This is a genomic window from Methylobacterium mesophilicum (assembly GCF_022179445.1).
GTDB classification, from domain to species: domain Bacteria; phylum Pseudomonadota; class Alphaproteobacteria; order Rhizobiales; family Beijerinckiaceae; genus Methylobacterium; species Methylobacterium mesophilicum.
The window spans coordinates 44189-57370 of record NZ_BPQU01000020.1 but is presented as its reverse complement, the minus strand read 5'-3'; the positions used below and the strand labels follow the sequence as shown (position 1 = coordinate 57370).

The window sequence follows — 13182 nt, the reverse complement described above, 5'->3', positions numbered from 1 at the left end:
GGGTGGCCGGCCCATCCGGTGGTGATGAGACGCCATGTTTGACGATCAGCGGCAGGCAGCCGAGTCCGCGTCCCATCCGCTGCCGGCCGAGAGCCGGCCCGAGCCGCCCGCTCGCGACATCCTTGATCTCGGCCGGGACGCCGCGCCTGCCGAGACCGCGCGCAAGCCGTCCCGGGACGACGACCGGGGCGCCCCCGAGGCAGACGCCGACCGGGATGGCGACCAGGAGGACGGCGCCCCCGGGGACGGCGAGCAGGACGAGGACGAGCGGCGCCCGGGCGTCCTGCGGCGCCATCCGGTGGCGTTCATCCTCGGAGCCCTCGCGGTGGTCGCGCTCGGCGTCGGCGTGTTCTTCTACTGGCTGCTGTACATGCACCCCTACGAGAGCACCGACGACGCGTTCGTCGATGCCCGCAGCATCTCGGTCCAGCCGAAGGTCGGCGGCTATCTCGTCGCGGTGCCGGTCACCGACAACCAGCACGTCGATGCCGGGCAGATGCTGTTCCAGATCGACCAGCGCGACTACAAGATCGCCCTCGAACAGGCCAAGGCGCAGGTCGTGGCCGACGCGGCGGCGATCAAGAACATCGACGCCCAGATCCAGGCGCAGTACGCCAACATCGACGTGTCGAAGGCCCAGGTCGCCACCGCCGAGGCGGCGCTGAAGTTCGCCCAGGAGGACGCGGCCCGGTACAAGGACCTGGCGGAGCGCGGATCGGGCTCGGTCCAGCAATCCCAGTCGGCCACCTCGACGCTGCAGCAGCGCCAGGCTTCGGTGCAGAGCGCCAACGCGAGCGTCGTGGCGGCCCAGAAGCAGATCGGCTCGCTCCAGGCCCAGAAGGCCTCGACGGAAGCGCAGCTCGCCCGCGACAAGGCGCAGGTCGAGCAGGCCGAGCTGAACCTCGGCTACACGACGATCCAGGCCGTGCAGCCCGGGCGCGTGGTCCGGCTGACGGGCGGCATCGGAGCCTACGCGCAGGCCGGCCAGAGCCTCTCGATGTTCGTGCCGGACGAAATCTGGGTCACGGCGAACTACAAGGAGACGCAGATCGCCGACATGCGTCCCGGCCAGCCGGTGGACCTCGTGATCGATGCCTATCCGAGCCGCACGATCCACGGCACCGTGGCCTCCGTCCAGCCGGGTTCGGGCACCGCCTTCAGCCTGCTGCCGGCCCAGAACGCCACCGGCAACTACGTGAAGGTCACGCAGCGCATCCCGGTGAAGATCGTGGTGAAGGACTGGCCGACGGACGTGTCGATCGGCCCGGGCATGTCGGTCGTGCCCACCGTCACGGTGCGGTGACCGCGATGGCCGGCACGGCCCAGGCCTCCGGGGGCAGGTCGCCTGCAGGCAAAGCGTCCGGCGCGAAGGCGTCCGCGGCGAAGGCACCCGGCGGCCACAATCCCTGGCTGATCGCCGGCGTGGTGGCGCTGGCGACCTTCATGGAGGTGCTCGACACCACCATCGCCAACGTCGCCCTGCGCTACATCTCGGGCGGCCTCGCGGTCGGGCCCGACGAGGCGGCCTGGGTGGTGACGAGCTACCTGGTGGCCAACGCCATCACGCTGACCGCGTCGAGCTTTCTGGCCAAGCGCTACGGCCGCAAGGCGTTCTTCATGTGGTCGGTGGCCCTGTTCACCATCGCGTCGATCCTGTGCGGCTTCGCCTGGAGCCTCGAATCGCTGCTGCTGTTCCGGGTGCTGCAGGGGCTGGGTGGCGGCGGCATGGCGCCGCTGGCGCAGTCGATCCTCGCCGATTCGTTCCCGCCCGAGAAGCGCGGGCAGGCCTTCGCCCTCTACGGCGTGGCCATCGTGGTCGCGCCCGTGATCGGCCCGACGCTGGGCGGCTGGCTGTCGGACAACGCCTCCTGGCACTGGTGCTTCCTGATCAACGGGCCGATCGGCATGATCGCGCTCGGGCTGATGTACTGGCTGATCGAGGACAGCGAGGCGGCCAAGAAGGAGCGCCGCGCCCTGGTGCGCAAGGGCATCCGGTTCGACCTCGTCGGCTTCCTGCTGGTCGCCGTGTTCCTCGGCTCGCTCGAGGTCATCCTCGACGAGGGGCAGCGGAAGGACTGGTTCGGCACCTCGACCCTGATGAACGTCTCCGGCGTCCTCGTGGTCGTCTCGTTCGTCGCCATGATCCCGTGGCTCCTGAACCAGAAGAATCCGGCGGTGGACCTGCGCCTGATCGGCAACCGCCAGTTCGGCTCCTGCTTCCTGGTGATGATGTTCACCGGGGCGATCCTGATCTCCACCACGCAGTTCATCCCGCAGATCACGCAGGAATATTACGGCTACACCGCCACCCTGTCGGGCCTCGTCCTCGGCCCGGGCGGCATGGTCACGGTGGTGATGATGTTCCTCACCGGCCGGGCCTCGGCCTACGTGCAGCCGAAATGGCTGATCGCCGCCGGCATGACCATTGTGGCGCTGGGAATGTACGACCTGACGCGCCTCAACGGCACGACCACCTTTTCGTTCTTCGCGTGGTCGCGGGTCTATATCGGCATCGGCCTGCCGATGGTGTTCCTGTCGATCACCTCGGCCTCCTACGAGGGCCTGCGCAAGGACCAGACCGACCAGGCCTCGGCCCTGATCAACGTCGCCCGGAACGTCGGCGGCTCCATGGGCGTCTCGCTCGCCCAGAACGTGCTGGCCTATCGCAGCCAGTTCCACCAGAGCCGGCTGGTCGAGAGCGTCAACCCGACGGCGCCGGGCTACCAGGAGACCATGCGGCAGGCGACGCAGTACTTCTCCGAGCACGGCTATGCCGGCGTCGAGGCCCAGAGCCAGGCGACCGCCTGGATCGGCAGCGTGCTCCAGACCGAGGTCGCCTACTGGGCCTATATCGACGTGTTCTGGGTGCTGGGCCTGGTCGCCGCCTGCGCGGTGCCCCTCGCGCTGAGCCTGAAATCGGTCAAGCTCGGCGGTGGCGCGGCGGCGGGCGGGCACTGACCGTCGATGGCGTCAGACGCCGTCCGGCGGCAGCGCCTCCGTGACCTCGACGCGGCGGTTGTCCGGCGACGGGGCGGCCTCGTTGGCGGCGGTCTCGGTCTGGGCCGGCGCCCTGTCGACGGCCGCCGCCACCGCGGCGACACCCTGGTAGCGGGTCAGGCGTCGATCGATCATGTCGTCGATCCGGCCGTGCAGCTCCGCGACCGTCAGGCTGCGGCGCTTGCCGCCGGACTTCTCGGTGAACAGGCTGCGGTTGGCCCGGGCGGCGCTGCGGAACTCGCGCCCCGCCACCTCGTCGGGCTTCTCGGAGGAGAGCGACAGGAAGCGCCCGGCGCTGGCGCTGCCCAGGAAGTGGGCGAGGTACAGCTCCGTGGTGGTGAGCGTCCGGCCGACCCGGGCCTCGATCCGCTCGCGGTCGCGCTTGATCAGCTCGGCCGCCATCAGGGCGGCGATCCGGGGATCGTTGCGCAGGTTGAGCACGCGGGCCCGCATGGAACTCGCGACGGTGATCGCGGAGCCACGGCCCTTCACGGCGGCGGCCTCTTCGTCGAGGCCGTAGCGGGCGCCGTAATCGCGGATCATCTCCAGCCAGGTGCGGGCGACGAACTGGAACAGGCCCTGCGCCGAGGAGGTCCCGGCCTTGGCCTCCGTGTCGAAGCTCGATTCCTTGTCGGCAAGCGCCATCATGTAGACCGGGTCGACCCCGGCTTCGTCGGAGGCCTTCACGATCGTGTCGACCACCTTGCGCGGCACGCTGCGCTCGCCGAACCGGACGGCGTCCTCGCCCTGCTCCTGGGTGACCCGCGGCAGGCTCGCGAGGTCGTCCTGGATCAGCGCGGCGGTCGCCGGCTCCTGGTCCTCGACGGGGAGCCCGGTCCAGGCGGCCGCGCCCTCGGCCGGCGCCGCGTCCGGGAATCCGGCCCGCAGGCCCTCGTCCGGCGCGCCGTCCCGCAACCAGCCGGTGCGGCCGTCGGCGGCGAGGGCCTGGGCGGTGCGCGGGCTAATATCGATCCGGTCATGGGCCTGCGCGGCGGGCGCGAAGAAGGCCGGCGCGAAGGCCGCCTGCGGCAGGCCGAACCCGGAAACGAAGCCCAGAGCTAGGGTCCCGGTGAAGCGCCGGAGGCCGTTGCGGCCCATGCGGCGAAGTGCCCGGTGCTTGGTCCCATCCTGCTGCCGCGGCAGCCAGGCCACGGTCTCATCCTCAAAACGACTCGTGCGGTCGGACGTCTTCGGCACGAGTCGGCTCACGTCGTCGGCGCAACGCGCCGGCTCCGGGAAAACCCCCATCACTGGTCCTCTTCCAGATTGTCCCTTGCGTCGGCCCGGCGTCTGGCGGCCGGGCTCTTTGAAGCGGCGGCCCTATCGGCGCCGGCCGTGACCAGAATGGGACGGCTCCGTGATTCAAGCGTGGCACGGTCAACGAAGGGTTAACCCTGCTTTTTCAGGCCGCCTTAACGCCGTGATCCGGCCGTGCTTGCCGGTCTCGAAGCGCAAAGTTGTCGCATTCGACTTGGAACGGGCCACGGTCGAGCCAGTTAAATATCGCCCCGGGGGGCTCGACTACTCATTCCCCAGACGCGACGCGCGTCCCCACAAGGACACTATTTTCCGATGAGCATGCAGACCGGTCGCCGCGTCGGCGTCGCGTTCGTTGGCATGGGTGGCGCCGTTGCCACCACCGCCATCGCCGGCATCGAAATGATCAAATCCGGATCGAACCGGCTTGACGGGCTGCCGCTCGCCGGCCTCTCCGTCGCGGGCATGGTGGACTACAAGGACCTCGTGTTCGCCGGCTGGGACCTGAACGGCGACGACCTCGCCTCGGCCGCGACCGGTCACGGCGTGCTGTCGAGGGACGACATCGAGAACGGCGCCCAGGTCCTGAAGGGCATCACGCCCTGGCCGGCGGTGGGCAGCGCGAAGTTCTGCAAGAACATCGACGGGCAGAACCGCATCGTCGCCAAGGACCATCGCGAGGCGGTCTCGGTGATCGCCAACGACCTGCGCCGCTTCCAGAAGGAGAGCAACCTCGACGAGGTGGTCGTCGTGAACCTCGCCTCCACGGAGCGCTGGCCGGACCTCAACGACCCGACCCTGAACTCCACCGCCGCCTTCGAGAAGGGCCTGGATTCGAGCGACGAGGCGATCTCCCCGGCGATGCTCTACGCCTACGCGGCGATCAAGAGCGGGATCCCGTACGCCAACTTCACCCCGAGCATCGCGGCCGACGTGCCGGCCCTGCTCGGATTGGCCACGGAGATGAACGTCCCGGTGGCCGGCAAGGACGGCAAGACCGGCCAGACCATGATGAAGACGGTGCTGGCTCCCGCCTTCAAGGCCCGCGCCCTCCATGTCGACGGCTGGTTCTCGACCAACATCCTGGGCAACCGCGACGGCCTCGCCCTGAACGACCCGAACTCGCTGCAGTCGAAGCTCAACACCAAGGGCACGGTGCTCGACTCGATCCTCGGCTACCCGGTCGAGGACCACCTCGTGCACATCCACTATTACCGCCCCCGCGGCGACGACAAGGAAGCCTGGGACAACATCGACGTCACCGGCTTCATGGGCCAGCGGATGCAGATCAAGGTCAACTTCCTCTGCAAGGACTCGATCCTGGCGGCGCCGCTCGTCATCGAGATCGCCCGTGTGCTCGATCTGGCGAAGAAGCGCGGCGACGGCGGCGTGCAGGAGCAGCTCTCGACCTTCTTCAAGGCCCCGATGGTGAAGAACGGCCGCGGGCCGGAGCACGCCTTCGGCAAGCAGGAAGCGATGCTTCTCGACTGGCTCGGCGTCCACTGATGTCGGGTGCCGCGGCGCCGGCCGCGCTGCGTGAACTCTTCGTGGAGATGAACGACCTCAAGCGCGTCCGCTCCGCGGGCCGCGAGGGGTCGATCGCCGAGCGGCTGTTCGCGCAGGGGTGGGGCCTACTCACGGGTGGGGCCTCGCCCGACGATGTCGCCCTCGACATCACCGCGACGACGCTCGCCGCGACGCGGCTCTGCGACCTCGACGCCGCCTTCCTGTCGGCGGCGGGGCTCTCCGATGCGGCGGCCTCCGCGGTCCTGGTCGCGGGCTTCGATGCCGTGACCGGCGACCTCGATCCAGCCCTGCGGGATCGCCTGCGCGGCCGGCTCGCGCCGCGCCCGCCGGGCCGGCCCGGACCTTTGCCGTCCTTCGTGGCGGCCCTGGCCCAGCAGCCGCGGGCGGGCGTGACCTGCCCCGGCCGCGCCCGGATCCTGCTGGAACCGCCGGAGAACCACGCCGAGCATTGCCTGATCGTGGCCGTCTACGGCGTCTGCCTCAGCCCATTCTACCGGGCCGATCCCGGAACCGTGTTCCTGGCCGCGATGGCGCATCACTTCCACAACGCCGCGATGCCGGATGCCGGCTTCACCGGCGAGATGCTGCTCGGTGACCATCTCGGCCCGATCATGGCCGTGACCACCGGCTGGGCGATGTCCGAGCTCGACGGGCCCCTGCGCGGGCATGTCGAGCGGGCGCGCGCGGTGCTGCCGGACGACGCCACCGCAGAGGGCCGTGCCTTCCACGCGGCCGACTGCGTCGATCGGGTCTTGCAGATCGCCCAGCATCTGCGGGGTGCCTCGACCACGATGGCGGCGGTGCTCGACGAGTGGGAGCTGGTCCATGCCGGGCCGGTGAAGGGGTTCCACGACCGTGTCCTGCGCGACATGCGCATCCCTTAGGACCGAACCCGCGTTGTCCGTCAGACCCGGTCGCCCATCTGACGGGGCGGTCTTGAGAGCCCATGATCCCGTTCGAACTCCAATCGCCGCAGACCGGCAACCCCCTGAAGCCCGATGCGCCGCACGCCCTGCGCGACGCCGGCACCGGCGCGCGCTGGCCCGTCATCGACGGCATCCCGTACCTGCGGGTCGGCCGCGAGGCGCTGGTCGAACGTGTCCTGGCCCACCTCGATGCGGGCGAGCCCGACGAGGCCCTGGCCGCCCTGCTGGTCGATCAGGACGCGTGGTGGAACGGCCCTCCCGCCGACCCGGCCGGGATCATCCGGCTGATCAAGGGCCGGCGCGACGCGACCCTCCGGGAGGCGGTCGACTGGCTCGGCTGGGGCCGGGTCGGCGACTACTTCCTGCATCGCTGGACCGACCCGACCTTCCTGGCCGGCCTGACGCTGCTCGAGGCCCATTGGAACGAGCCGCGCTGCGTCTTCGAATTCGCCTGCGGCATCGGCCATTACCTGCGGGAACTCGAGCGCCGCGGCTGCAAGGCCGCCGGCGCCGACGTGGTCTTCGCCAAGCTGTGGGTCGCACGCCATTGGGTCGTGGGGCCGAAGGCGCAACTCGTCTGCTTCGACGCCGGCTCGCCGCACTGGCCGATCCCCGGCGCGCCGGTCGATCTCGTGGCCTGCAACGACGCCTTCTACTTCCTCGACGATAAGCCGGCCCTGCTCGAGAACCTGCGGCTGAATGCCGGGGACGACGGCTGGCTCGCGCTCAGCCACATCCACAACCGCGATTGCCCGGGCTTCTCCGCCGGCCGGGCCGTCACCGCCGAGGAGATCGCCGACCTGTTCCCCGACGCCCTCGTGTACGACGACGCGGAATTGACCCGCGCCCTGGTCGAGGGCCGGGCGCCGGTGCCCCAGGAACCCACGGCGCTGCGGAGCTGCGAGGCGTTCTCGGTGGTGGCGGGCCCCGGCATGCGTCCGGCTCCGCGGGCGGTGGTGGACGGCCTGACGCTGCCGAAGGCCGGCACCGTCGTGCAGCTCAACCCGCTGTATCGGCCGGAGGGGGACGGCTACGCGATCCGCTGGCCCTCCGAGCGCTACGAGGCGGAATACGCCCCCCGCGCCACCTACCCGATGCGATCGCCGGGCCCCGCGCAGCTCACCTTCGACGGCCGCATCGACGGGCCCGAGACGCAGCGCGTCCGCGCCCGCGAATTCGTCGATCTGCCGGAGCGCTGGTGATGGACGGGGTCGGCTGGGGCATCGTCGGCTACGGCTGGGTCGCCCGCGACTACATGGCCCCGGGCATCCGCGCCGCCGGGCACCGGCTCGTCGCGGTCAGCGATCCGAACCCGGAGAGCCGCGCGGCGGCCGAGCGCGAAGGCGCCCGCGTCCATGCCGACCTCGCTGGCCTTATCGCCGAGCCCGCGGTCGAGGCGGTCTACGTGGCGACGCCGAACCACCTGCACCGGGGCGCCGTCGAGGCGCTGGCCGCCGCCGGCAAGGCGGTCCTGTGCGAGAAGCCGATGGCGGCGACGCTCGATGACGCCGAAGCCATCGTGCGGGCGGTGGAGTCCCGGAAAATCTTCTACGGGACGGCGTTCGACCAGCGGCACCATCCGGCCCACCGAATGATTCGGGCCCAGGTCGCGGCGGGGCGGCTCGGCACCGTCACGGCTTTGCGGATCGTCTACGCCTGCTGGCTCGGGCGCGACTGGTCCGAGGCCGGCCAGCCGAACTGGCGGATCGACGCCGCCCAGGCCGGCGGCGGCGCCCTCATGGACCTCGCCCCCCACGGGCTCGACCTCGTGGATTTCCTGCTCGGCGAGCCGATCGCGGATCTCGCGGCCCTCACCCAGACCCGCGCCCAGGACTATTCGGTCGATGACGGTGCCCTGCTGATCGGCCGCACCGGCGGCGGCGCCCTGGCGAGCCTGCACGTGGCCTACAATTGCCCCGACGCGCTCCCTCGGCGGCGCCTGGAGGTGGTCGGCACCAAAGGCATGCTCGTCGCCGAGAACACGATGGGCCAGACGGCCGGCGGCACGCTGCTGTTCATCGACGGCGCGACCGGGCGTTCCGAGCCGCAGGCCTTCGATGCCGACAGTTCGCCCTTCACCGAGCAGGTCCGCGCCTTCGGCTCGGCGTTGCGCCGGCCCGAGGAACGGACGGCTTATTCGGCGGCTCGCGACCTCCACACCATGCGACTCGTCGCCCGCGCCTACGGGCAGGGGTAGGCGCGTCAGGACGGGATAGCCAACCACGGAACCAGGCTCCGGGGCGTCCCACCCCCACTCCCATATCCCGACGCGGGCACCTCGGGATGAGGGAGAGGGGTGGAGAGAGGCCGCGGCGAACGGTTCGACGAAGACGGGAACACGACTTGACCAACCCAGACGCCATCCACGACCAGGACGACCGCGCCCGCCACGACCGGATCAAGGCGCCGCGGGCCTACCGCTTCGGTGCCAAGAGGCCGATCGAGGGGCTGCCCGCGATCCTGCCCGACCCGGTCAAGGCCTATCTGGACGTCCTGCCGGAGGGCCGCGTGGTCGGCTTCCCCCTGGCGCCGCTGGACCGCACCGGCGTGCCGGTCTGGTTCGTCGCCCTGTTCCTCGACGACCCGTTCTTCGTCGGCGCGATGCCGTCCGGCATCGGCTACGGCGCCACCGACGAGGAGGCGCTGATCGGCGCCGTCGCGGAGATCGCCGAGAACCTGATGCCCTCGCTGGCGGTGCTGCCGCGAGCCAAGGAGCGGGCGAGCTACACCGACCTCGCCCGGGTCTACGGCGCCGCCTCGGTGGCCGACCCGCTGACCCTCTGCCTGCCCGCGGGCTCCCCGGTCGGCCGCGACACGGTGCTCGAATGGACGCCGGCGGTCCGGTACGCCACCGGCGAGATCGTACTGATGCCGCTCGATGTGGCCGCCACCGATTATTTCGAGCTGTCCGAGGGCTACAAGCCCTTCACGAACCTGATCACCAACGGCCTCGGCGCCGGACCCGACGTGCCCTTCGCGCTGGGCCACGGCGTCCTGGAACTGCTCCAGCGCGACGGCAACGGCCTGCTGTTCCGGGCGCTCGACCAGGGGGTGATGCTCGACCTCGACGGGATCGGGCCGGAGAACGCCGCGATGCTGGCCCGGCTCAAGGAGCTGGGCATCCGGGCGCTGCCGAAGTTCGCCACCGACCAGTTCGGCCTCACCAACCTCTACGTCGTCGGCTACGACGAGGATCCGGCCCGCACCCCGGCGCCGATCGCCCTCTCGGCCTGCGGCGAGGCCTGCGATCCGGACCGGGAGCGGGCGCTGCGCAAGGCGCTGCTGGAGTTCCAGGCGGCGCGGGTGCGCAAGACCTTCGGGCACGGCCCCCTCGACATGGCCGCCACCGTGACCCCGCCGGGCTACGTCGATGCATTCATCCAGAAGGCCCTGCCGAGCCTCGATCTCGAGGAGAGCCGCGCCCTTCAGGCGATGCTCGAATGGATCGAGATGCCGGCTGCCGGCCTCCGGGACGTGCTGGCCGACACCGTCTATGGCCAGCGGAGCACCAAGCGGTTCTCGGAGCTGCCCTCCACCCCGGCCCCGGACGGCCATGCCCGCGGCAAGATCGCCTGCGACCGGCTGCTGGAGGCGGGGTTCGACGTGCTCTACGTCGATTGCTCGCCGCTCGGCGGCAGCGTCGGCGTGGTCAAGGCGATCGTGCCCGGGCTCGAGGTCGAGACCATGAGCTACTACCGCATCGGCGAGCGCAACACGCGCAAGCTGCTCGAGCGCGACCATCCGCTGATCCGCTTCGGTACCGAGAGCGAGACCCTGCGCCCGGTGCGCCTGACCCCGGAGGCGTTGGAGCGCTTCGGGGGCCAGCCGCTGTTCGACACAGCCCTCGCCGAGCGGATCGTCGGGCGGCACTATCCGCTCTACCGCGAGCCGGAATCGCACCACGCGCCGTTCCGGCTCGCCCAGAAGCAGGGGAGGGCGGCGTGACCCTGCGCTTCGCCTACAACACCAACGGCGCCGCCAACCACCGCCTCGACGACGCGCTGCATCTGATCAAGGCAGCGGGCTACGACGGCGTGGCCCTGACGCTGGACATTCACCACCTCGATCCGTTCGCCGAAACCTGGGCCGCGGAGGCCGGCCGGGTCGCGAGCCTGCTGGAACGGCTCGAGCTGGCCTGCGTCATCGAGACCGGCGCCCGCTTCCTGCTCGACCCCAACGCCAAGCATGAGCCGACCCTGGTGACCGCCGACGCCGCCGGGCGCGCCCGGCGGGTCGGCTTCCTCAAGCGCGCGGTGGAGATCGGCGCGATTCTGTCCGCCGAGGCGGTCTCGTTCTGGGCGGGCGTGCCCAAGCCCGGCGTGGATCACGGCGAGGCCCGGCGCTGGCTGGGGGAGGGGCTGCACGAGGTCGCGGCCTTCGCGACACAGGCCGGGATCGTGCCGTGCCTGGAACCCGAGCCCGGCATGCTGATCGAGACCCTGGACGATTATGCGGCCCTCGACGTCCCCGGGCTGAAGCTCGCCCTCGACACCGGGCACTGCCTGGTCACCGGTGAGCGCGAACCGGCCGCGGCCGTCCGCGAGTTCGCCGACCGTACCGGCACCGTGGCGATCGAGGACATGAAGCGCGGCAGCCACATCCACCTGCCCTTCGGCGAAGGCGACATGGACGTGCCGGGCGTGCTGGAGGCGCTGGAGGCGGTCGGCTACGGCAAGCTGGTCTGCGTCGAGCTCTCCCGGGAGAGCCACCGGGCCGACGTTATGATCCCGCAGGCGCTCGATTACCTCCGCGCCTGCCGCCGCCCCGGCCCGGTCCTCGCCGGCGAGCAGGAGACGCGGCGGCAATGGCAATGATGGGATGCGCGATCGGGGCTCAGGACGCGGCGCGGGTCCCCTCTCCCGCGCGGGCTACGATGTTCACACATCGCTGCCGGATAAGGGCAACGGCTGAACCCACGCGCGTCTCCCTCCCCCCTCTGCGGAGGAGGGTGGCCCCTGCGTCAGCAGGGGTCGGGAGAGGGGAGCACGGTTTCAGGATGGAGCGTTTCGAACGCAGCTGCCCCATCCTGCACCGTCGCTCCCCTCTCCCGACCCCTTCCGGGGGCCACCCTCCCCCGCAGAGGGGGGAGGGAGAGCGCGTGGCTGCTGAGATGCGACGTCCGTTGCAGCCGAGAACCCGTCGTGTCGCGATGCGCGAATCCACCCGCCCGCACGGGAGAGGGGGCAGCCGCGTGCGTCCTGTGTCTCGTTGAGAAGCGTCCCCCAATGCGAATCCTCTTCCTCAGCCGCCGCTACTTCCCGGCGATTTCGGGCATGAGCGTCTACGCCCAGAACCTGCTGCGCGAGCTGGTCGGCGCCGGCCATGACGTGACGATGATCTCCCAGTACCGGGGCGATGCCTTCGGGACCCGGGTCTATGGCGGCGGCCCGCCGCCGCCCGTGCCCGGCGTGCGGGTGATCGGCCTGGAGCAGCTCGGCGAGCAGCAGGCGGGCGATTTCGAGCGCGACATCGCCACCATGGTCGAGGCGATCGAGCGGGAGCATGCGCGCACGCCTTTCGACGTGCTGCACGCGCAGTACGGCTATCCCACCGGCTGGGCGGTCCTGCTCGCCGCCCGAAAGCTCGGGGTGCCGAGCGTGGTCTCGATCCAGGGCGGCGACGGCCACTGGGTCGGCTCCTGCTGCGAGACGCACCGGGTGGCGATGTGCGAGGTCCTGGCCCATGCCAACGCCCTGCTGATCGGCGGCGCGTCCTTCGTGGACGAGGTCTGCGAGCGCCTCGGCTCCGATCCGGGCCGGTTCACGATCGTGCCCGGCGCGGTGGACACCGACCGCTTCGCGCAAGGGACGCCCGACGGCCTGCCGGCGCCGCATGCCGGCCCGGTCCGGCTGTTCTACCACGGCCGGGTCGACCGCCGGAAAGGCGTGCTCGACTTCATTAACGCCCTGGCGATCCTGCGCGAGCAGGGCACGCCTTTCGCCGCCACGATCTCGGGCATCGGACCGGACGTGGATCCCGCCCAGGCGCTGGCCGCGGACCTCGCCTTCGCGCCGCGGGACATCGCCTTCACCGGCTATGCCGAATACGGCCACGTGCCGGACCTCTACCGCCGGGCCGACGTGTTCGTCTCGCCGACCTACGCGGAGGGGTTCTCCAACACGATCCTGGAGGCGATGGCGGCGGGGCTCGCGGTGGTCTCCTGCCACGCGGTCGGCGTCTCGGACTGCCTGCGCGACGGCGAGAACGGCCTGATGGTCGATCCGGGCGACGTTCCGGCCCTCGCCGCCGCGCTGACCCGGGTCGTCACCGACGCGGAGCTGCGCCGCGGTCTGGCCACGGCCGGCCTCGAGGAATGCCGCCGGGTCTATTCCTGGAGCGCCGTCGGCCGGCAGATCATGGAGGTCTACGGGCGCGTTCGGCATGAGCGCCCGGCCACGGATTTCTCCGTCGACCTGCCCGACGATCCCACCTGCCGCTTCCGCACCGAGCCGCACCTCCTCTGACGCAGGAAGCC

General features: G+C 70.9%; 10 protein-coding genes. 9 read left to right on the top strand and 1 reads right to left on the bottom strand.

The window, feature by feature from the left end; genetic code table 11:
- Positions 1-34 precede the first annotated feature (34 nt).
- Both MFF40_RS18845 and MFF40_RS18840 read left to right on the top strand, forming a co-directional pair.
- Complete coding sequence (locus MFF40_RS18845; RefSeq protein ID WP_238261752.1) at positions 35-1303, top strand: HlyD family secretion protein; 1269 nt, start codon at positions 35-37, stop codon at positions 1301-1303.
- 5 nt (positions 1304-1308) lie between these two features.
- Positions 1309-2958, top strand: a complete 1650-nt coding sequence (locus MFF40_RS18840; protein WP_147857094.1) for a DHA2 family efflux MFS transporter permease subunit — start codon at positions 1309-1311, stop codon at positions 2956-2958.
- 12 nt (positions 2959-2970) lie between these two features.
- Here the strand turns inward: MFF40_RS18840 and MFF40_RS18835 are convergent, their stop codons facing one another.
- A complete protein-coding gene (locus tag MFF40_RS18835; protein ID WP_147896954.1) occupies positions 2971-4245 on the bottom strand; it encodes a transglycosylase SLT domain-containing protein in 1275 nt (424 codons plus the stop codon).
- 324 nt (positions 4246-4569) lie between these two features.
- Here MFF40_RS18835 and MFF40_RS18830 point away from each other — a divergent pair, with 324 nt between their 5' ends.
- From MFF40_RS18830 to MFF40_RS18800, 7 genes are all read left to right on the top strand, one after another.
- The gene (locus MFF40_RS18830) at positions 4570-5760 is read left to right on the top strand and encodes an inositol-3-phosphate synthase (RefSeq protein WP_147856578.1); all 1191 of its coding nucleotides are present in this window, start codon (positions 4570-4572) and stop codon (positions 5758-5760) included.
- Positions 5760-6665, top strand: a complete 906-nt coding sequence (locus MFF40_RS18825; protein WP_147896953.1) for an HD domain-containing protein — start codon at positions 5760-5762, stop codon at positions 6663-6665. Before MFF40_RS18830 ends, MFF40_RS18825 begins: the two co-directional genes overlap by 1 nt.
- Positions 6666-6727: 62 nt before the next feature.
- Positions 6728-7909 carry a class I SAM-dependent methyltransferase gene (locus MFF40_RS18820; RefSeq protein WP_147856576.1) on the top strand — a complete coding sequence of 394 codons (1182 nt, stop codon included), beginning with the start codon at positions 6728-6730 and terminating at the stop codon, positions 7907-7909.
- Positions 7909-8904, top strand: a complete 996-nt coding sequence (locus MFF40_RS18815) for a Gfo/Idh/MocA family protein (RefSeq protein ID WP_147896952.1) — start codon at positions 7909-7911, stop codon at positions 8902-8904. Before MFF40_RS18820 ends, MFF40_RS18815 begins: the two co-directional genes overlap by 1 nt.
- Positions 8905-9050: 146 nt before the next feature.
- On the top strand, positions 9051-10652 hold the full coding sequence (locus MFF40_RS18810; RefSeq protein WP_147896951.1) for a YcaO-like family protein: 1602 nt from the start codon (positions 9051-9053) through the stop codon (positions 10650-10652).
- A complete protein-coding gene (locus MFF40_RS18805; protein WP_147896950.1) occupies positions 10649-11521 on the top strand; it encodes a sugar phosphate isomerase/epimerase family protein in 873 nt (290 codons plus the stop codon). Before MFF40_RS18810 ends, MFF40_RS18805 begins: the two co-directional genes overlap by 4 nt.
- A gap of 411 nt (positions 11522-11932) precedes the next feature.
- The gene (locus tag MFF40_RS18800) at positions 11933-13171 is read left to right on the top strand and encodes a glycosyltransferase family 4 protein (protein ID WP_238261750.1); all 1239 of its coding nucleotides are present in this window, start codon (positions 11933-11935) and stop codon (positions 13169-13171) included.
- The last annotated feature ends 11 nt before the right edge of the window (positions 13172-13182 follow it).